Source organism: Promicromonospora thailandica (assembly GCF_024171955.1).
GTDB classification, from domain to species: Bacteria; Actinomycetota; Actinomycetes; order Actinomycetales; family Cellulomonadaceae; genus Promicromonospora; species Promicromonospora thailandica.
On the sequence record NZ_JAMTCS010000006.1, the window covers coordinates 259333 to 278119 of the forward strand.

General features: G+C 71.6%; 18 protein-coding genes and 1 riboswitch. Of the genes, 11 read left to right on the forward strand and 7 right to left on the reverse strand.

Features of this window, described 5'->3' with window-relative positions; genetic code table 11:
• Positions 1–164 precede the first annotated feature (164 nt).
• From APR03_RS11585 to APR03_RS11595, 3 genes are read left to right on the forward strand one after another with little or no spacing between them, the layout of a single operon-like run.
• The gene (locus APR03_RS11585) at positions 165–1514 is read left to right on the forward strand and encodes an extracellular solute-binding protein (protein ID WP_253835815.1); all 1350 of its coding nucleotides are present in this window, start codon (positions 165–167) and stop codon (positions 1512–1514) included.
• 4 nt (positions 1515–1518) lie between these two features.
• On the forward strand, positions 1519–2394 hold the full coding sequence (locus APR03_RS11590) for a carbohydrate ABC transporter permease (protein ID WP_253835816.1): 876 nt from the start codon (positions 1519–1521) through the stop codon (positions 2392–2394).
• Entirely contained in the window at positions 2394–3284 is an 891-nt protein-coding gene (locus APR03_RS11595; RefSeq protein ID WP_253835817.1) for a carbohydrate ABC transporter permease, read from the forward strand. Before APR03_RS11590 ends, APR03_RS11595 begins: the two co-directional genes overlap by 1 nt.
• 147 nt (positions 3285–3431) lie before the next feature.
• Here the strand turns inward: APR03_RS11595 and purU are convergent, their stop codons facing one another.
• Both purU and APR03_RS11605 read right to left on the reverse strand, forming a co-directional pair.
• Positions 3432–4295, reverse strand: a complete 864-nt coding sequence (purU, locus tag APR03_RS11600) for a formyltetrahydrofolate deformylase (RefSeq protein ID WP_253835819.1) — start codon at positions 4293–4295, stop codon at positions 3432–3434.
• A gap of 9 nt (positions 4296–4304) precedes the next feature.
• The gene (locus APR03_RS11605) at positions 4305–4949 is read right to left on the reverse strand and encodes a GNAT family N-acetyltransferase (RefSeq protein ID WP_253835821.1); all 645 of its coding nucleotides are present in this window, start codon (positions 4947–4949) and stop codon (positions 4305–4307) included.
• Positions 4950–5043: 94 nt separating this feature from the next.
• Between APR03_RS11605 and APR03_RS11610 the strand changes: the two genes are divergently transcribed.
• Positions 5044–5553, forward strand: coding sequence for a GNAT family N-acetyltransferase (locus APR03_RS11610; RefSeq protein ID WP_253835823.1), 510 nt, complete (start codon positions 5044–5046; stop codon positions 5551–5553).
• Between the two features lie 30 nt (positions 5554–5583).
• On the opposite strand, the gene APR03_RS11615 is transcribed toward APR03_RS11610, so the two are convergent.
• Positions 5584–6522: a hypothetical protein gene (locus APR03_RS11615; protein WP_253835824.1), complete on the reverse strand. Its 939-nt coding sequence runs from the start codon at positions 6520–6522 to the stop codon at positions 5584–5586.
• Between the two features lie 131 nt (positions 6523–6653).
• Positions 6654–6740: riboswitch (ZMP/ZTP riboswitch) on the forward strand.
• 96 nt (positions 6741–6836) lie between these two features.
• On the opposite strand from APR03_RS11615, the gene glyA reads away from it, so the two are divergent.
• The 3 genes from glyA (at position 6837) to APR03_RS11630 (ending at position 9621) form a co-directional block, all read left to right on the forward strand.
• Positions 6837–8117 carry a serine hydroxymethyltransferase gene (gene glyA / locus APR03_RS11620; protein WP_253835826.1) on the forward strand — a complete coding sequence of 427 codons (1281 nt, stop codon included), beginning with the start codon at positions 6837–6839 and terminating at the stop codon, positions 8115–8117.
• A gap of 4 nt (positions 8118–8121) precedes the next feature.
• Complete coding sequence (locus APR03_RS11625) at positions 8122–9003, forward strand: bifunctional methylenetetrahydrofolate dehydrogenase/methenyltetrahydrofolate cyclohydrolase (protein ID WP_253835828.1); 882 nt, start codon at positions 8122–8124, stop codon at positions 9001–9003.
• Positions 9004–9135: 132 nt separating this feature from the next.
• Complete coding sequence (locus APR03_RS11630; protein ID WP_253835830.1) at positions 9136–9621, forward strand: VOC family protein; 486 nt, start codon at positions 9136–9138, stop codon at positions 9619–9621.
• 17 nt (positions 9622–9638) lie between these two features.
• Here APR03_RS11630 and APR03_RS11635 read toward each other — a convergent pair whose 3' ends face one another.
• Positions 9639–10295: a trimeric intracellular cation channel family protein gene (locus APR03_RS11635; RefSeq protein WP_253835833.1), complete on the reverse strand. Its 657-nt coding sequence runs from the start codon at positions 10293–10295 to the stop codon at positions 9639–9641.
• A gap of 84 nt (positions 10296–10379) precedes the next feature.
• Positions 10380–11108: an alpha/beta fold hydrolase gene (locus APR03_RS11640; protein ID WP_253835835.1), complete on the reverse strand. Its 729-nt coding sequence runs from the start codon at positions 11106–11108 to the stop codon at positions 10380–10382.
• 183 nt (positions 11109–11291) lie between these two features.
• Between APR03_RS11640 and APR03_RS11645 the strand changes: the two genes are divergently transcribed.
• Entirely contained in the window at positions 11292–12116 is an 825-nt protein-coding gene (locus APR03_RS11645) for an exodeoxyribonuclease III (protein ID WP_253835836.1), read from the forward strand.
• Positions 12117–12171: 55 nt separating this feature from the next.
• Here the strand turns inward: APR03_RS11645 and galK are convergent, their stop codons facing one another.
• Positions 12172–13404 (reverse strand): galactokinase, encoded by a 1233-nt coding sequence (gene galK, locus APR03_RS11650; protein WP_253835838.1) that lies wholly within the window; start codon positions 13402–13404, stop codon positions 12172–12174.
• Positions 13405–13452: 48 nt separating this feature from the next.
• A complete protein-coding gene (locus APR03_RS11655; RefSeq protein ID WP_253835840.1) occupies positions 13453–15531 on the reverse strand; it encodes a beta-galactosidase in 2079 nt (692 codons plus the stop codon).
• A gap of 655 nt (positions 15532–16186) precedes the next feature.
• On the opposite strand from APR03_RS11655, the gene APR03_RS11660 reads away from it, so the two are divergent.
• The 3 genes from APR03_RS11660 (at position 16187) to APR03_RS11670 (ending at position 18784) form a co-directional block, all read left to right on the forward strand.
• Positions 16187–17176, forward strand: a complete 990-nt coding sequence (locus APR03_RS11660) for an NAD-dependent epimerase/dehydratase family protein (protein WP_253835842.1) — start codon at positions 16187–16189, stop codon at positions 17174–17176.
• Between the two features lie 125 nt (positions 17177–17301).
• Complete coding sequence (locus APR03_RS11665; protein WP_253835844.1) at positions 17302–17562, forward strand: helix-turn-helix domain-containing protein; 261 nt, start codon at positions 17302–17304, stop codon at positions 17560–17562.
• Positions 17555–18784 carry a type II toxin-antitoxin system HipA family toxin gene (locus tag APR03_RS11670; protein ID WP_253835847.1) on the forward strand — a complete coding sequence of 410 codons (1230 nt, stop codon included), beginning with the start codon at positions 17555–17557 and terminating at the stop codon, positions 18782–18784. Before APR03_RS11665 ends, APR03_RS11670 begins: the two co-directional genes overlap by 8 nt.
• Positions 18785–18787 lie beyond the last annotated feature (3 nt).

Consider the following 18787-nt stretch of genomic DNA (forward strand, 5'->3'; position numbering starts at 1 on the left):
TCGCGTCCCGCGAATCGCCCGTCGGGCCAGGCAGATCAGGGGGTCGGTGTGACAGCGCTGACAATCGGTGCGGAGAGTCTCTTGACTACGGCCCGTCTGGGGTGAATCGTGTGCGTCAGTTGGCTCGGCGGTGTAGCCGGGCTCGCACGACGCAAGGGAGCTTCATGCGCACGGCACGATTCCTCATCGCACCCGTCACGGCAGCGGCGGTCGCCCTCTCGCTCGGTGCCTGCGGCTCCGGCGGGGGCGGTTCGGACGACTCGACCATCAAGGTCGCCTACCAGAAGTTCGGCAACTTCACGCAGGCCGACGAGCTGTTCAAGGACGTCAAGGCCGACTTCGAGGAGGCCAACCCCGGCATCACCGTCGAGCTGGTGCCCATCGAGGCGCAGCAGAACGACTACTTCACCAAGCTCGCCCTCATGAACCGCTCGCCCAGCACCGCGCCGGACGTCATGTACGAGGACACGTACATGATCAAGTCCGACGTCGAGGCCGGCTACCTGGCTCCCCTGGACGACTACCTCGCCGAGTGGGACGAGTGGGACCAGTTCGTGGACAGCGCCAAGGAGGCCGGCGCGGGCGACGACGGCAAGACCTACGGCGTCTCCATGGGCACCGACACGCGCGGTCTCTGGTTCAACAAGGACGTGCTCGCCAAGGCGGGCCTGCCCGAGGACTGGGCTCCGACCTCGTGGGACGACCTGCTCGAGGCGGCCCGGACCATCAAGGAGTCCGACCCCGACGTCGTGCCCTTCAACATGTACTCCGGCAAGCCCCAGGGTGAGGCCGCCGTCATGCAGGGCTTCGAGATGCTCCTGTACGGCACGGGCGACACGCTCTACGAGGACGGCAAGTGGGTGACCGGCTCGCAGGGCTTCGTCGACGCCCTCGGGTTCGTCCAGACCGTGTTCACCGAGGGCCTCGCGCCCACCCCGCAGCAGGCGCTCGACACCAACATCGGCAACACCGTGCAGGCCGAGTGGCTGCCCGAGGGCAAGGTCGGCATCGCGCTCGACGGCTCCTGGGTGGCGGGCAACTGGCTCGAGTCCGGCGTCGCTCCGTGGCCCGAGTGGTCCGAGAAGATGGGCACGGCACCCATGCCCACGCAGGACGGGCAGGACCCGGGCGCGGTGAGCATGTCGGGCGGCTGGACCCTCGCCATGGGCTCCGGCTCCAAGAACCCGGACGCCGCGTTCGAGTTCATCTCGATGGCCCTGAACCGGGAGAACTCCCTCTGGTTCGACGTCGCCAACAGCCAGATCGCGGTGCGCACCGACGTCGCCGAGGACCCGGAGTACACGGCGACCAACCCGACCACCGAGTTCTTCACCGGCCTGGTCGACGTGACCAACTTCCGGCCGGCGACCTCGGACTACCCGAAGGTCTCCAACGAGATCATGGTCGCGATGGAGGCCGTGATGACGGGGCAGCAGACGCCGGAGGAGGCGGCCGCGGCCTACGACGAGGCGGTCGTCGGCATCGTCGGCGAAGAGAACACCGTCCAGGGCTGACACGATGGCTGTCACGTCCCGCCGCGTGGCGCGGGTGGTCCCGCTCGCGCCCGCGGTCGTCCTGCTCGCGCTCTTCATGCTCGGACCGGTGGTCTGGTCCTTCTACGGCTCGTTCACGAACGCGGCCCTCACCGGGCCCGCCGCCCTGAACCCCGAGTGGATCGGGTTCGACAACTACGTCGCGCTCGTCGGCGACCCCGACTTCCCGAAGTCGCTGTGGCTCACCGTCGTGTTCGTGTTCCTCTCCGCCGTGGTGGGCCAGAACGTGATGGGCATCGCGCTGGCCGGGCTGCTGCGCTCGGCGGTCAAGCCGGTGCGGTCCATCGCCTCGACCGTGGTGGTGGCCGCCTGGGTGCTGCCCGAGATCGTCGCGGCCTTCGCGGCGTACGCGTTCTTCCACTCCGAGGGCACGCTCAACACGCTGCTCGCCGGCATCGGCGTCACCGGGCCCGACTGGCTCTACTCCACACCGATGCTCGCGGTGATCCTCGCCAACATCTGGCGCGGCACCGCCTTCTCGATGATGGTCTACTCCGCCGCGCTCGCGGAGGTGCCGCCCGAGCTGACGGAGGCGGCGCAGCTCGACGGCGCGAACGGGCTGCAGCGGCTCACGTGGGTGACGTTGCCGGTGATCCGGCGGAGCATCTCGACCAACCTGATGCTCACCACGCTGCAGACCCTGTCGGTGTTCACGCTGATCTACGTGATGACCGGTGGCGGGCCGGGGACGGACAGCTCGACGCTGCCCATCCTCGCCTACCAGGAAGCGTTCAAGTTCGCGCAGGTCGGCTACGGCACGGCCATCGCGACGGTGATGATCGTCGTGGGCGGGATCTTCTCCGTGATCTACATCCGCGCGCTCCGACCGGAGGTGGACTGATGACGGACACGATGACTGCCGCCCCGGTCGAGGGGACCCGTCGCGGGGCGGTCGGCCCCCTGGCCGGCCCGCGCATCACGGCCACCAAGGTGGCGGCGAACCTGGTGCTCCTCGTGATCGCCGTGAGCTTCCTGCTGCCGATGGCGTGGATCGTCGTCGCGTCCCTGGACGCGGAGGCGACCCTCTCCTTCGGCCTGCCCGACGCCGTGACCGTCGACAACTTCTCGGCGATCATGACGCCGGAGCTGACCTGGCTGCCGCTGTGGAACGCGTTCGTGCTGTCGGCGGGGTCGGCGGCGATCACCGTCGTCGTCTCGGTGCTGGCGGCCTACCCGCTGTCGCGGTACCGGATGCGGTTCGGCAAGTACTTCCTGTACTCGGTGCTGTTCGGCACCTGCCTGCCGATCACGGCGATCATGGTGCCGGTGTACGCGCTGTTCGTGCAGCTCAACCTGCTGGACTCGCTGCCGGGAACCATCTTCTTCATGGCGGCGACGTCGTTGCCGATGGCCATCTGGATGACGAAGAACTTCATGGACTCCGTGCCGATCTCCCTCGAGGAGGCGGCGTGGACCGAGGGCGCCTCGGCCATGCAGGCCCTGCGGCGCATCGTCCTGCCGCTCATGCGGCCGGGCATCGCGGTGGTGTTCATCTTCGTGTTCGTGCAGGCCTGGGGGAACTTCTTCGTCCCGTTCGTGCTGCTGCTCTCGCCGGAGAAGCAGCCGGCGGCCGTGAGCATCTTCGCGTTCTTCGGGCAGTACGGCTCGGTGGCCTACGGGCAGCTCGCGGCGTACTCGCTGCTCTACGCCGCGCCGGTGCTCGGCCTGTACGTGCTGGTCAACCGCATCAGCGGCTCGGCGTTCGCCCTGGCGGGCGCGGTCAAGGGCTGACACCCCGGGCTGGTTCCGCCCGGCTAGCCCCGCCCCGCGTCCGCGCCCACCCAGCGATTGTGCCCAGATCCACCCCCGGATCTGGGCACAATCGCTGGGTCGGCGCGGACGTCGGCGCGGGCGCGCGGGGCGGGGGCCGGCGCGGGGTCAGCGGAAGACGACCGTGCGGCGGCCGTCCAGGAGGACGCGGCGCTCCGCGTGCCAGCGGACGGCGCGGGCCAGGGTGCGCCGCTCGACGTCCTCCCCGATGCCCACCAGGTCCTCCACGGTGCGGGAGTGGTCCACGCGCTCGACGTCCTGCTCGATGATCGGGCCCTCGTCGAGGTCGCCCGTGACGTAGTGCGACGTGGCGCCGATGATCTTCACGCCGCGGTCGTGCGCCTGCCGGTAGGGCCCCGCGCCCTTGAACGACGGCAGGAACGAGTGGTGGATGTTGATGATCTGCCCGCTGAGGTCGCGGCACAGCTCGTCGGACAGGATCTGCATGTAGCGGGCCAGCACCACGAGCTCCGCGCCGGACTCCTCGACCAGCCCGCGGAGCGTCGCCTCCGCCTCCGCCTTGGTGTCCCGGGTGACGGGTACGTGGTGGAACGGCTTGCCGTAGAAGGTGGCGATGTCCTCCAGGTCGCGGTGGTTGCCCACCACGCCCACCACGTCGACGGGCATGCGCTGCGACCGCTCGCGGTAGAGCAGGTCGACGAGGCAGTGCGCGGCCTTGGACACCATGATCAGCGTCGGGATGCGGCGGCCGACGACGTCGAGCGTCCACGTCATGCCGAACCGCCCGGCCACCTGGTCCATGGCGCCCGTGAGCTCTTCGCGCGACGCCGTCGACTCGGCCTGGACGCGCATGAAGAACAGGCCCGACGCCGGGTCGCCGAACTGCTGCGACTCGGTGATGTTGCCGCCGTGCTCCGCGAGCATGCCGGCCACCGCGTGCACGATTCCCGGCTGGTCCGGGCAGGACAGGGTCAGGATCCAGTGGGTGGCGGGGCGCGGGGCGTCGTTCACGCGGTCAGGCTAACCCGGCCCGGCGGGTCCGGCTCGGCCCTGTCCGTGCTGCTGGCCGAGCTCCTTGCGCATGACCCAGCGCCGTCGTCCGCCGCTCACGCCCGCCGTCTCGGCCGCGCGCTCGAAGCCGGCCTGCTCGAACATCCGCACGGTGCCCACGTAGCCGCTGATCACGTCGACGCGGTCCGGTCCCGTGTCGGCCGGGTAACCCTCGACGACCTCGGCCCCGTGCGCCCGCGCGTGCTCCACGGCACCGGCCAGGAGGTGGTGCATGAGGCCGTGCTTCCGGAAGCCCGCGCGGACCACGAAGCACACGGCCACCCACGCGTCCCGCTCGTCCACGAACGGGATGGTGCGCGAGTGCATGAGGCGTCGGTAGGTCGACCGGGGCGCGATCGAGCACCAGCCCGCCACGACGTCGTCCACGTAGGCCAGCACACCCGGTCCCGGCTCGGTGGCGCACAGGGCCCGCATGTAGCCCGGCCGGTCCTCGTTGGTGACCCGGCTGTCCCGGTAGGACATGCACCAGCAGCCCCCGCCGCCCGGTTTCTTGACGCCCACCACCTCGTAGAAGTCGTCGTACCGGCCGACGGCGGGGCGCACGTCGACCTGTACGTCCGATCCGTCCGGCCACCGAGGCCTCGTGCCGCTCATAAGCCGAACCTACGCCGGACCACTGACATCGAGTCCGCACCCGGGGCGCGGTCTTCGTCGACCTGGGCGCGTCACCTCTGGAAGGATGGGCTCCATGAGCAACTCCACGACGACGATCGCGCTGGTCGAGGACGACCACGCGGGCGAGCTCCTCACGCTGCGGCGCGCCGCGTTCGTGACCGAGGCCCAGCTGTACGACGACCCGAACATCCCGCCGCTGACCCAGACCCTCGCCGAGCTGCGGGAGGACCTGGCGCGGGACGACGTCGTGACGATCGGTGCCTGGGAGGGCCACCGGATGATCGGTTCGGTGCGCGTCGAGATCGAGGGCGAGAAGGCCACGCTCGGCCGGCTCGCCGTGGCCCCGGACAAGCAGGGCCGGGGCATCGGCACGGAGATGCTCTTCGCGGTGCTGCCGTTCCTGCCCGAGCAGACCACCGAGATCTGGGTCTTCACCGGCAAGGACTCGAAGCAGAACCTCGCCATGTACACGAAGCACGGGTACGAGGAGCAGTACGACAAGGCCGCGGGTGACCTGACCTACACCTACCTGCGGCGCGTGCTCGGCGCGGCCGGCGCGCAGCCCGCGCCCCGGCAGGGCTGACCCGCCGGGCGGGCCGGCCCTGCCGTCCGGCTACCCGGCGAGGCAGATCGTCTCGTAGCTGCGGAAGGCGTCGAAGCCGAGCTCGAGCTTGTCGGCGGTGCCCTCGGGGCACTGCACGCCGCCGACCATCAGGCCGGTGACCTTGCGTGCGCCGTCCGCCGAGCACGCGACCTCCGCGCCGTCGCCGTCGACGCAGTCGTGCACCACGAGCTGCCCGCCGCCCCTGCCCGGGTCGCCGGGGTGCTCGTCGGACAGGTTGCGCGCGCACACGGCCTGGGTGTCGCCGCCGGCCTGGCCGTCCTTCTGGAAGACGACGTCGGTGCCGGCGGGGCAGTGCACCTGGGCCACGGAGACGGCGTCCTGGATGTCGAGCACCGTGACGGTGGCCTCCTGGTCGTCGCAGGTGAGCGGCCGGTAGGTGTCCGTGGCGGCGCCGGTGTCCTGTGCCGTCGGGTCGGGGCCGGCGCACGAGTCGACCGCCCAGACCGCGCCGGGGGCCTCCTCAGCGCCGTCGGGGCCGAAGAACTGGAAGCCGACGGCGCCGATCACGACCGCCGCGACCACGAACGCCACCACGGACCAGACCCAGTCGCGCGGGGTCGCCCGCCTGCCGCGGCCGTCGCCGCGCCCGGGCGAGGGACGAGGGTCGGACGGCGGCGCACCGCCGGGTGGCGCGGGGAACGGCCCGGACTGTGGCTGCCCGGTGGCGAACGGCCCGGACTGCGGCTGGCCCGGAGGCTGCACGGACGGGAACTGGCCGGACTGCCGGCTGCCCGCGGGGAACTGCCCGGACGGGAACTGCCCGGACGGGAACTGGGCCGACGGGTACTGCCCCGACTGCGGCCGGCCGGGCGGCGGGCCGTTCGGTTCCTGCCGGTGGAGTCCGCCGGTCCGGGGGCGGCCCTGCTGGCGACGCTGGTCTGGCTGGTGTTCCGGAACGCCTGCGTCCGGTGACACGGGGGAGGGCATGTCGGCACATTAGCGACGTCGGGGTGAATCGCAAAAGGGTCTCAGGTACTTTCGGCGAGATCTTGCGCCTCCGGCGGCCCCGTCGAAAGTTATCGGCCGTCGCGCACGGGTGAGTTCCGCCGCTGCTACGATCGTCGGGTCGCAACTGGCGTCAGGTGGGTCACCACCGGGGAGCGACGAGTCATGCCGACGACGGGTCGTTCGCCTGGGCCCCGGGTCACCCTGTAGAGGTGCGCGCCCGGGCAGTCGTGTCGCGGCGCGTGTGCCCTCCACCGCCGTCCGACACATCCCCGTCCCGCATGAATCGAGGAGCTATGAGCGCATCGACTCCCGACCCGCTCGCGACCCCGCTCGCCGAGCTCGACCCCGAGATCGCCGCCGTCCTGGACGGTGAGCTGACCCGCCAGCGCGACACGCTCGAGATGATCGCGTCCGAGAACTTCGTGCCGCGCGCCGTCCTGGAGGCGCAGGGCTCGGTGCTGACCAACAAGTACGCGGAGGGCTACCCGGGCCGCCGCTACTACGGCGGCTGCGAGCAGGTGGACATCGCGGAGAACCTCGCGATCGCCCGCGCCAAGGACCTGTTCGGCGCCGAGCACGCCAACGTCCAGCCGCACTCCGGCGCCCAGGCGAACGCCGCGGTGCTGCACGCCCTCATCAACGCGGGCGACAAGATCCTCGGCCTGGAGCTGGCCCACGGCGGTCACCTCACGCACGGCATGCGGATCAACTTCAGCGGCAAGCTGTACGACGTCGGCGCGTACGGCGTCGACCCGCAGTCCTACCGCATCGAGATGGACGAGGTGCGCAAGAAGGCGCTGGAGCACCGCCCCGACGTCATCATCGCGGGCTGGTCCGCCTACCCGCGCCACCTCGACTTCGCAGCGTTCCGCGAGGTCGCGGACGAGGTCGGCGCCAAGCTCTGGGTGGACATGGCGCACTTCGCCGGCCTGGTGGCCGCTGGCCTGCACCCGTCGCCGGTGCCGCACGCCGACGTCGTCTCCTCCACGGTGCACAAGACGATCGGCGGGCCGCGCTCCGGGTTCATCCTCTCCACGGCGGAGCACGCCAAGAAGATCGACTCCGCCGTGTTCCCGGGCCAGCAGGGCGGCCCGCTCATGCACGTGATCGCCGCGAAGGCCGTCTCCTTCAAGGTCGCCGCGTCGGAGTCGTTCCGCGACCGCCAGGAGCGCACGCTCCGGGGCGCGTCGATCATCGCCGACCGCCTGTCGCAGCCGGACGTCGCCCAGGCGGGCGTCTCGGTGCTCACCGGCGGCACGGACGTGCACCTGGTGCTCGTGGACCTGCGCAGCTCGCAGCTCGACGGTCAGCAGGCGGAGGACCTCCTGCACGACGCCGGGATCACCGTGAACCGCAACGCCGTCCCGTTCGACCCACGCCCGCCGCGCGTCACGTCGGGCCTGCGCATCGGTACGCCCGCGCTGGCCACGCGCGGGTTCGGTGACACGGAGTTCGCCGAGGTCGCCGACATCATCGCGACGGCTCTGCGCGACGGCGCCTCGACGGACCTCGACGCCCTGTCGGCGCGGGTCGCGAAGCTGACCGAGCAGTTCCCGCTCTACCCGGGGCTCTGAACCGATGACCGCACAGATCCTGGACGGGAAGGCCACCGCCGCCGCGATCAAGACGGAGCTGAAGGACCGGGTCACGGCGCTGCGCGAGCGCGGCGTCGTGCCGGGCCTCGGCACCCTGCTCGTCGGTGACGACCCGGGCTCGCAGTGGTACGTCGCGGGCAAGCACCGCGACTGCGCCGAGGTGGGCATCGCGTCGATCCGGGAGGACCTCCCGGGCGACGCCACGCAGGAGGACATCGAGGCGGCGGTCCGCCGCCTCAACGAGGACCCGGCCTGCACCGGGTACATCGTGCAGCTCCCCCTGCCGAAGGGCATCGACACCAACCGTGTGCTGGAGCTCGTCGACCCCGACAAGGACGCCGACGGCCTGCACCCCACCAACCTCGGGCGCCTGGTGCTGCGGGTCAACGAGGACATCACGTCCTCGCTGCCCTGCACCCCGCGCGGCATCATCGAGCTGGTGGAGCGGCACGGCATCAAGCTCGCGGGCAAGGAGATCGTCGTGCTGGGCCGCGGCGTCACCGTGGGCCGTCCGATCGGCCTGCTGCTCACGCGCCGCGCCGTCAACGCGACGGTCACCCTGACGCACACGGGCACGCAGGACCTCGCGTCCCTGGTGCGGCGGGCCGACGTCGTCGTGGCGGCGGCCGGGGTCAAGGGCATCGTGACCGGCGACATGGTCAAGCCGGGCGCCGTGCTGATCGACGTCGGCGTCTCCCGCGAGACCGACCCGGAGACGGGGAAGTCGCGCGTGGTCGGCGACGTGTCGCCGGAGGCCGCCGAGGTCGCGGGCTGGGTGTCGCCCAACCCCGGTGGCGTCGGCCCGATGACGCGGGCGATGCTGCTGGCCAACGTGGTCGAGTCGGCGGAGCGCGCGCTGGCGTAGTACGGCCGTCCCACGGAGGAAAGGTCGCTCTCTCGGTACCGGGGGTGCGACCTTTTCTCCGTGCGCCGATGAGTTCGGCGGGGGAGCGGCGTCTACCCGGGGTCAGTGCAGATCTCTTCCGTGGAGGACGTCATGGTGACCGTACGACCGCATCTCTGGTTCGGGAACAACAAGGCCGCCGAGGCCGCGGCGTTCTACGCCGAGCACATCCCGAACTCGTCCGTCGAGCGCGCGGTGCAGGCTCCGGAGGGGGTGCCGGGCGTCGAACCCGGCGTCGACTTCGTGGTCGAGTTCACGGTGGCGGGCCAGCCGGTGGTCGGGCTGAGCGCCGGGCCGTCCCTCATGCTCGACGACGCCTTCTCGTTCTACCTCCTGGTCGAGGGCCAGGAGCAGGTGGACCACTACTGGGACCTGCTGACCGCGGACGGCGGCGCGCCCGGACCGTGCGGCTGGTGCAAGGACAGGTTCGGGGTGTCCTGGCAGGTGATCCCGAAGGAGATGGAGCAGCTTCTCGGCTCGTACTCCACCCCGGCCGAGGTGGCCACCATGCAGGCGATGCTGACGATGGGCAAGATTGACGTCGCCGCCCTGCAGGCCGCCCACGACGGCGCCGCGTAGGCCGGACGGGGTCACGCTCAGCGCGGGCGGCGCCGCACGACGAGCGCCTGCTGGTCCGGGAACTGCCACCCGTAGCGGACGGCGAGCAGCCGCACCACGGTGGTGACCACCACCGCGGCGACGGCGGCGCCCAGCACGGGCACGCCGAGCGCGACCAGGGCCACGAGCAGGGCCGCCCCGCCGGCCGCCGCGACCGCGTAGAGCGACCCGACGTGCAGCAGGGCGACGGGGAGGTTGAGGGTCACGTCGCGCAGCACCGAGCCGCCGACGGCCGCCGCCGCGCCGACGAACACCGCCGGGACGGGCGGTACCCCGAGCGCGAGGGCCTTCGACGTGCCGATCGCGCCGAAGAGGCCGATGACGAGGGCGTCCAACGGGAGGATGACGGGGTCGAGGCGGGCGAACAGCCGCTGCAGGGACAGCCCGGCCAGGGCCGAGACCGCCGCGACGAGCACGTACCACGGGCCGTAGATGACCACGGGCGGTTCGCCGAGCAGCACGTCGCGCAACAGGCTCCCGCCGAGCGCCACGCCGATGCCGACGAGCACAGCGCCCAGCACGTCGATGCGACGGCCGGTGAGCGCACCGGCGAAGAGCGCGCCCTGCAGCGCGCCCAGGGCGACCGCCGCGAGCTCGGCCCACAGCGGGATGCCGAAGGGGATGATCGTGTCCATCGGATCTTCTCTCGCAGAGCCGCCGGAACGGCCGCCGCCGGTCCCGTCACGCACCGCGGGGTGCGCCGGGACCGGCGGACCGGGTCAGCGGGCGGTGGAGCGTGCGGCCTCGAGGATCACGTTCGTGACGGCCTCGGGCCGGGACACGGTCACGGCGTGCGAGGCGTCGACCTCGACGAGCGTGGCGCCCGCGCGCTCGGCCATGAAGCGGGAGAGCTCGGCCGGGATCGCGAGGTCCTGGGTCGCCGAGAGCACCCACGACGGGATGGACTTCCAGGCGGCGGTGCTGGCCTGCGCCTCGAAGGCCACGAGCCCGAGGGGCCGCTGCGTGGCCGCCATGTGCTCCGCCGTCGTGGCGTCGACGTCGCCCGCGAACAGCTCGTGGAACTGCTCCGGGTCGATGTACAGCTCGGTGGCGGTCTCGCCGTCGGGCGTCGTGTACGGGAAGGGCTGCGCGGCACCACCGAGCTTGGCGCCCGGGAACTTCTCGACCAGGTCGACCAGGCTCTCGCCCGGCTCCGCGAGGAAGCTCGCGACGTAGACCAGGGCGGTCACGTTCGGGTTGCCCTCGGCGGCGTGGCTCATCACGTGCCCGCCGTAGGAGTGGCCGGCGAGGACGACCGGGCCGTCGATGGTCTTCAGCACGTCGCGCAGGTACTGGGCGTCCTGCTCCAGGTCGCGGAGCGGGTTGGCGACGGCGATCACGCGGTGACCGGCCTGGCGGAGGGCCGAGATCGAGCCGTTCCAGCTCGACGAGTCGGCGTACGCGCCGTGGACCAGGACGATGGTCTGCTTGGTGGCGGTGGTGTTCATGATGCTCTCTCCTCGGATCGGTTTCCTGCTCGGAAGACCTGGTGTCTTCGTCGTTCCCCCCGCGTAACGCATCGTGCATGCAATATATTGCATGCCGCACGTGTGAGCAAGAGCACGGTCGTGGATCACCCGCCGGGGGCGGCTCGCGCATCGCGTGTCAGAGGCGGCACGTAGTCTTCCGGGGTGCCTCTGATCGTCGCCACCGCCAACGTCAACGGGATCCGCGCGGCCGTCCGCCGCGGTATGCACGCCTGGATCGAGACCCGCACGCCCGACATCCTGCTGCTGCAGGAGGTCCGCGCGCCCGACAAGGTCGCTCGCGAGCTGCTCGACGGCTGGCACGTGGCCCACGCGGAGAGCGAGAACAAGGGGCGCGCGGGCGTGCTCGTCGCGTCGCGGCTGCCGCTCGGCGAGGTCCGGACCGGCCTCGCGGCCTACGCCCCGGCAGCCGGCGCCGAGCCCGCCACCGACACCGGCCGGTGGATCGAGGCCGACCTCACGCTGCCGGACGGCGGCGCGCTGACGGTCGTGTCGACGTACCTGCACTCGGGGTCCACCAACCCGGGCGAGGAGCACACGATGGTGGCCAAGTACGCCTACCTGGAGAAGGTGACGGCCCGCCTGGCCGAGCTCGCCCTCTCGCCGACGCCGAGCGTGGTGGCGGGCGACCTCAACATCGCGCACCAGAACGCCGACATCAAGAACTGGAAGGGCAACCTCAAGAGCGCCGGCTTCCTGCCCGAGGAGCGTGCCTACGTGACGCGCTGGCTCGACGAGCACGGCTGGGCCGACCTCGGCCGGGTCCATGCGGGTGACGGGCCCGGCCCGTACACGTGGTGGTCGTGGCGCGGCAAGGCGTTCGACAACGACTCCGGGTGGCGCATCGACTACCAGCTCGCCAACCAGGCCCTCGCCGCCGCCTGCCGCAAGATCGAGGTCGACCGCGCGCCCACCTACGCGGAGCGCTGGAGCGACCACGCCCCGGTGGTGGCCACGTACGAGCTGTAGCGCGCCGGGACCCCGGCGAGGTCGTGCCGCACCGGGGTCCTGGGACGCTCCGTGGTCAGGCCGCCGGCGCCGACGGCGGGGCCAGCAGGAACGCGGGCGCCGTGAGGTCGGCGTCGGCGAAGGCGTTCGCGACGGCCCGGGCGACGGCGTCGACGTCGGAGAGGCGGACCAGGGCGATCGCGCTGCCGCCGAAGCCGCCGCCGGTCATGCGCGCGCCGAGCGCACCCGCCGCCACGGCGGTGTCCACGACGAGGTCGAGCTCGCGGCACGAGACCTCGTAGTCGTCGCGCAGCGAGGCGTGCGAGGCGAGCATGAACGGGCCGACGTCGGCCGCGCGGCCCTCGCGCACCAGGTCGGCGAACCGCGCGGTGCGGTCGATCTCGGAGACGACGTGGCGCACCCGTCGGCGCAGCACGCCGTCGGGGTCGTGCGGCTCCAGCTCGGCGAGCGCGCGGTCGAGGCCGACGCCACCGAGCGTCGGGGCGATCTCGCGCAGGGACTCCAGCCCGAGCAGCGCCGCCGCCCGTTCGCAGGCCTCGCGCCGCGCCCCGTACTCGCCGGAGACGTGGGAGTGCTCGGCCCGGGTGTCGACCACGAGGAGCGTGAGCCCCGCCGTGGCCAGGTCGAACGGCACCGGCACGCCCGACTCCAGGGGCTTGAGCCCCGGCCGGAAGTCGAGGAGCAGCGCGTGGCCCTCGCGGCACCGCAGCGACGCCGACTGGTCCAGCCCGCCCGTCGGCGCGCCGGCGATCTCGTTCTCGGCCAGCCGGCTGGCGTCGACCAGCTCGGCGCGGCCGGCGTCCGACGCAGCGAGGCCGAGGCCGGCCACCGCGTCGAGCGCGACGGCGACCGAGGCCTCGAGCGCCGCCGACGAGCTCAGCCCCGCCCCGAAGGGCACGCACGAGTCGACCGCGGCGTCGAACCCGCCCACCTTGTAGCCGGCCTGTCCCAGGGCCCAGGCGACGCCCGCGACGTAGGCGCCCCAGTCGGTCACCGTGCCGGGGGCGACGTCGGACAGGTTCGCCTCCCACACGCCCTCGGCCTGCGCCGACACCAGGCGCACCCGGTCGTCCTCGCGCGGCCGCAGCGCGATGTACGTGCGGTGCGGCAGCGCCGTCGGCAGGCAGAGGCCGGCGTTGTAGTCCGTGTGCTCGCCGATGAGGTTGACCCGGCCGGGGGCGGACCAGACGCCCTCGGGCGAGCCGTCGAACGATCGGGTGAAGAGCTCGTCGACCCGGCGGGCGCCCTCCTCGGCGCTCCAGGCCTCCAGCCACTGCGGTTCAGTCATGGGGGACATTGTCTCTCGCCCGGCGGGGCGGGTTCGCGCCGCTCCACGCTACGGACGGCTGCGCAGCACGCGGACGCCCCCGGCGGGGACCGGGACGTCGCCCGTGAGCGCGGCGCCGGTGAGCAGGTCGGTGGTGGCACCCTCCAGCGGCAGAGTCGCGTCGTCGTCCGTGTGGTTGATCGCCACGGTGTACTGCACGGCGTCGTCGCTCGTGCGGCGCACCACCTCGAGCCCCTCCACGGTGCGCGACGGCGCCAGCCCCGCCCCGGCGTACACGTCGGCCATGACCGTGGCCAGCGTCTCGACGTCGAGGTTGGTGGAGACGTACCAGCCGGTGCCGGCGCCGTGCCGGTGCCGGGTGATCGCGGCGCCGCCCGGCTTGGGGCCGTCCGTGTAGGTGCCGACGGGCTCGGCACCGGCCAGGACCAGGTCGTCCGCCCACACCGTGCCCGTCAGGTCGACCGTGTCCGTGCTCGCTGCGCCCGCCCCCGCGGCGCCCGCACGGTACGCGACCGTGAGCGACTCCTGCGCGCGCAGCGGCAGGAACTCCTCGACCCACACACCGAGGGCGTCGCGCAGCGGGGCCATGAAGCCACCCGGGTGCACGGCGTCGTGCTCGTCGACGATGCCGCTGAAGTAGCTGACCAGCAGCGTGCCGCCCGCCTCGACGTACGCGGTGAGGTTGGCGGCGTCGGCGGTGGAGAGCAGGTACGAGGCCGGGGCGACGACCAGCTTGTAGCCGGACAGGTCCTGCCCGGGCTTGACCAGGTCGACGGTGTGGCCGTCGCGCCAGAGCCGGTCGTAGAAGGCGTCGACCCGCTCCCGGGGCTGCGCGTCCGCGCTCGGCCGGTACTCGAGGCCCTGCGCCCAGAACGACTCGTCGTCCCACACGAGGGCCACGTCCGCGTGCACGCGCGAGCCGCGCAGCTCGGTGAGCCGGCCCAGGTTCGCGCCGAGCTCCGTGACCTCGCGCCATACCCGGGACCCCGTGCCGGCGTGCGGCAGCATCGCGGAGTGGAACTTCTCCGCGCCGGACCGGGAGGCGCGCCACTGGAAGAACATGATCCCGTCCGCGCCGCGGGCCAGGTGCGCGAGCGAGTTGCGCGCCATCTCGCCGGGACCCTTGGCGACGTTGCGCTCCTGCCAGTTCACGGCGGAGGTCGAGTGCTCCATCAGGATCCAGGGCTTGCCGCCGGCGACCGAGCGCGTCAGGTCGGCCGCCATCGACAGCCCGACGTAGCCACGCGGGTCGGCGGCCCACAGGTAGTGGTCGTTGGCGACGACGTCGACCTCCTTCGCCCACGCGAACAGGTCGGTCCACGGGCAGATGGTGGCCATGAAGTTGGTGGTGACCGGCACGGAGGAGTGCTCGCGGACGGCGTCGCGCTCGGCCACGAAGCACTCGCGCAGCGCGGCGTCGGAGAACCGCGCGAAGTCGAGCTGCTGCGCGGGGTTCGCGGGCGTCGTCGTGGCGGCGGGGACCTGGACGTGCTCCCAGTCCGCGTAGTGCTGGCCCCAGAAGGCGGTGCCCCAGGCGGCGTTCAGGGCGTCGAGCGTGCCGTACCGCGCGCGGAGCCAGACGCGGAACGCGCGCTGGGCGTGCACCGAGTAGTCGAACATGACCGGCGCCCCGTACTCGTTGTGCACGTGCCACCCGGCCAGCGCCGGGTGGTCGCCGTACCGCTCGGCGAGGGCCCGCGTGATGCGCAGGGCCGCCTCCCGGTAGGCGGGCGCGGTGGGCGCCAGCAGCCCTCGGCCGCCCGGCCCCATCGACGTGCCGTCCCGGTCGACCACCCGGGCGTCGGGGTGCTTCGCGTACAGCCAGGCGGGCGGCGCCGCCGTCGGCGTCGCGAGCAGGATCCGGATGCCGCCCTCGTGCAGCAGACCGATCACGCGGTCGAGCCAGCCGAAGTCGAACTCGCCCTCGCGCGGCTCCAGCAGCGCCCAGCTGAAGATGCCGAGGCTGACCAGGTTCACGCCCGCCTCGTTCATCAGCCGGACGTCCTCGGCCCAGACCTCCTCGGGCCACTGCTCCGGGTTGTAGTCGCCGCCGTAGGCGATCCGGTCGACACCGGGCAGCCACCCGTCGAACCGCGGTCCGGGCACGAAGGTCGAGGTCTTGGGCATGGAGAGTCCTTTCACGGGGTAGACGACCACCCTAGGTCGTTTGTGCGCGTGTGGGAATGCGCTTCCCCACGGTGGGGGGCTGGTGGTCCTGTCGCGGGGTTCGGTCGCGTGGCTGGCCCCGTGGCAGAGCTCGGTCACTTGCCTGGTCGCTGGGTTTGGTCGCTTGGTCGTCCTGGGCCCCTGAGCTCGGTCACTTGCCTCGCTCAGTCGCTGAGTTCGGTCACTTGCCTCGCTCAGTCGCTGAGTTCGGTCACTTGCCTCGCCCAGTTGCTGAGTTCGGTCACTTGCCTCGAGATCGGTCCATCGAACGACCGATCTCGAGGCAACCGACCGAAGTCGGCGATGCCGATCGCGCAACGGACCGAGCTCAGCGGCGCCGATCGCACGAGCGACCGAAGTCGGCGGTGCCGATCGCGCAACTGACCGAGCTCAGCGGCGCCGATCGCGCCAGCGACCGAACTCAGCGGTGCCCATCGCGCAACGGACCGAGCTCAGCGGCGCCGATCGCGCGAGCGACCGAACTCAGGCGCGCCGATCGCGCAACCGACCGAACTCAACGATGCCAATCGCCCGACCGAACACCCGACGCCCCACCGCCCCTTCGCCAGGAGCAGATTCGCGTGCCCCGCCGCCCGTGATGCGGTTCGGTGGGCTCATGCGCATCCTGGTTCTCGGTGGAACGGTCTTCCTCTCCCGGGCGGTCGCCGCTGCCGCCGTCGCCCATGGGCACGATGTCACGTGCGCGGCCCGCGGCCTGAGCGGCACCGTGCCCGACGGCGCGACGCTCGTGCACTGGGACCGCGCGGAGCAGGTACCCCCGGAGCTGGCGGACGCCGAGTTCGACGCCGTCGTCGACGTCTCCCGCATCCCGTCGCACGTGCGCCGCGCCGTGGGTGCCTTCCCGGACGCGCACTGGACGTTCGTGTCCACGGTCAACGTCTACGCGGACTCCGCCGTGCAGGGCGGCACCCCCGCGACGCTGCCCCTGCTCGACCCCGTCGAGACCGACGAGGACCCGGCGTCCGGCCCCGAGACCTACGGCGCCATGAAGGTGGCGTGCGAGAACCTGGTGCGAGCGGGTGCCGCGGCGGCGCTCGTGATCCGGCCCGGCCTCATCGTCGGCCCCGGCGACCCCAGCGGCCGGTTCGCCTACTGGCCCGCCCGGTTCGTGCAGGCCGCCACGGACGGCCTCCCCGTCCTCGTCCCGGAGCCGGTGAACGGCCCGGTCCAGCTCGTCGACGTCCGCGACCTCGCGGAGTGGATCGTCACGGCGGCCCAGCGGGGCACCACCGGCGACTTCGACGCCGTCTGCCCGCCTCTGCCTCGGTCGGAGCTGCTCGCGCAGGTGGCCGACGGCGCCGCGGCGGACCCCGAGCTGGTTCCCGTCGCCCCGGAGGCGCTCGCGGAGTACGACGTGCGCCCGTGGTCGGGTCCGCGGTCGGTCCCGCTCTGGGCGGCGGACCTGGCCGACGCCGGCTTCATGACCCACGACGTCACGTCGTCGCTGGCCGCGGGGCTGACGATCCGGCCGTTCGCCGAGACCACCCGGGACACCCTCGCGTGGCTGCGCGCCACGCCGGACGCGACGGTCACGGGTCTGACGCGCGAGGAGGAGCAGGAGGTGCTGGCGGCAGTGCGGGGCTGAGGCTGTCGGCGTCACGTGCTGGGTGGTCATGCCGAACCCTTGACTTCGATCTTGACGTCGGATTCCTTGATGCCAAAATCGAAGTCACGTAGAGTGAAGTCGATATCGATGTCAGGAGGAGCGTCGTGCGTAGTATCCGCACCGAGATCGACAGCCCCGAGATGCTGGGGTTCGCGCTGCAACAGGGCCGGCTGGTGAAGGGGTTGAGCCAGCGCGAGCTGGCGGCACAACTCGGTGTCGGCCAGAAATGGGTCTGGGAGATGGAAGGCGGGAAGCCTGGCCTTCTGACGACACGAATGTTCGCCATGCTCAAGGCTACAGGTGTCCGACTGTATGCGGACCTGCCGCTGCCGGAGGGCATCTCGAAGGATGGCGTCGATGGCTGAGCTGCGCGTGGAGCTGTACGGGCACCTCGTCGGACACCTCTACTCATCGGGTGATCGAGCCTTCGACTTCCGCACCGACCCCGCGGCCTTCGAGCACTTCCGCCTGGGATCGACGGCGCTCTCGGTGTCCGTACCGTTGAGCGTGGTGGACAGCAGAGGCAAGGCAGGGCGTCGCCGGGTCTTCTTCACGGAGCTGCTGCCTGAGGGGAACATGCTCGCCGACATGGCTCTCAGAGCGGGCGTGGCCGAGCATGATGTCGTCGGATTCCTCGCTCACTACGGTCGCGACGTCGCCGGCGCCGTCCAGATCTGGGACCCGGACCTCCCCGGAGAGCCGCGGACCCCGCGAGCCACAGCCGTGACCCACGACGAGGTCGGGGCGATGCTGCAGGACACTCGCTCCGCTCCGCTGGGTAACTCGCCCGTGTCCGGGAAATCCTCGCTCGCAGGTGTGCAAGAGAAGATCGTGCTGGCGCGCGTCGATGGCGAATGGCATCGTGTCCACGACGGTTATCCGTCCACGCATATCGTCAAGCCAGAGACCCGCGAGCACTCGTCGCTGATCTACGACGAGGAGTACGGGACGCGTGTTGCCCGTGCAACCGGATTGACCAGTCATGCCTCGTGGGTCGAGGACTTCCCGGGACGGCCCGGCCTGGTGATCGAGCGCTATGACCGGTCGCCGGACGCACCGCAGATGCGGATCCATCAGGAGGACATGAATCAGGCCCTCGGTGCGGTCGGGAACCAGAAGTACCAAGAGTACGGCGGAAAAGTGAGCCTGGCTCGTGTCGCAGAGGTACTCGCACGGGTGACGGACGACGACTCGCAGGCGCGCTTGCTCCGGATGACGACGTTCGCCGTCGCCATCGGTAATCTCGACATGCACGCGAAGAACATCTCTCTGATCCACAGGCCGGACCAGACCACGACGCTCGCGCCTGCTTATGACGTCGTGCCGTTGCGGCAGCACCCGACCGATGGCCGGCTGGCGCTCGCTGTGAACAAGAAGTATGTGCACGCGACGATCACTGCCGAGGATGTCGCGGCGGAAGGCGGCGCCTGGGGTGTTCCCGACCCCGAGACGGTCGTGCGGGAGACTCTCGAAGCGATCCTGATCGCTGTCGAGACCGAGGAGCCAGACCGACGAGCAGACCCGAAGCTTCGCGAGGCGATACGCGCCTTCACGCAGAACCTTCTGTCCGGCAACCCGGTTTCCTAGGCT

Bases quoted from the DNA above. Each gene is read 5' to 3' on its own strand.
- APR03_RS11585 (WP_253835815.1), top strand. From the start codon at position 165: ATGCGCACGGCACGATTCCTCATCGCACCCGTCACGGCAGCGGCGGTC.
- APR03_RS11590 (WP_253835816.1), top strand. From the start codon at position 1,519: ATGGCTGTCACGTCCCGCCGCGTGGCGCGGGTGGTCCCGCTCGCGCCC.
- APR03_RS11595 (WP_253835817.1), top strand. From the start codon at position 2,394: ATGACGGACACGATGACTGCCGCCCCGGTCGAGGGGACCCGTCGCGGG.
- APR03_RS11605 (WP_253835821.1), bottom strand. From the start codon at position 4,949: ATGAGCGGCACGAGGCCTCGGTGGCCGGACGGATCGGACGTACAGGTC.
- APR03_RS11610 (WP_253835823.1), top strand. From the start codon at position 5,044: ATGAGCAACTCCACGACGACGATCGCGCTGGTCGAGGACGACCACGCG.
- APR03_RS11615 (WP_253835824.1), bottom strand. From the start codon at position 6,522: ATGCCCTCCCCCGTGTCACCGGACGCAGGCGTTCCGGAACACCAGCCA.
- glyA (WP_253835826.1), top strand. From the start codon at position 6,837: ATGAGCGCATCGACTCCCGACCCGCTCGCGACCCCGCTCGCCGAGCTC.
- APR03_RS11625 (WP_253835828.1), top strand. From the start codon at position 8,122: ATGACCGCACAGATCCTGGACGGGAAGGCCACCGCCGCCGCGATCAAG.
- APR03_RS11630 (WP_253835830.1), top strand. From the start codon at position 9,136: ATGGTGACCGTACGACCGCATCTCTGGTTCGGGAACAACAAGGCCGCC.
- APR03_RS11635 (WP_253835833.1), bottom strand. From the start codon at position 10,295: ATGGACACGATCATCCCCTTCGGCATCCCGCTGTGGGCCGAGCTCGCG.
- APR03_RS11640 (WP_253835835.1), bottom strand. From the start codon at position 11,108: ATGAACACCACCGCCACCAAGCAGACCATCGTCCTGGTCCACGGCGCG.
- galK (WP_253835838.1), bottom strand. From the start codon at position 13,404: ATGACTGAACCGCAGTGGCTGGAGGCCTGGAGCGCCGAGGAGGGCGCC.
- APR03_RS11655 (WP_253835840.1), bottom strand. From the start codon at position 15,531: ATGCCCAAGACCTCGACCTTCGTGCCCGGACCGCGGTTCGACGGGTGG.
- APR03_RS11660 (WP_253835842.1), top strand. From the start codon at position 16,187: ATGCGCATCCTGGTTCTCGGTGGAACGGTCTTCCTCTCCCGGGCGGTC.
- APR03_RS11670 (WP_253835847.1), top strand. From the start codon at position 17,555: ATGGCTGAGCTGCGCGTGGAGCTGTACGGGCACCTCGTCGGACACCTC.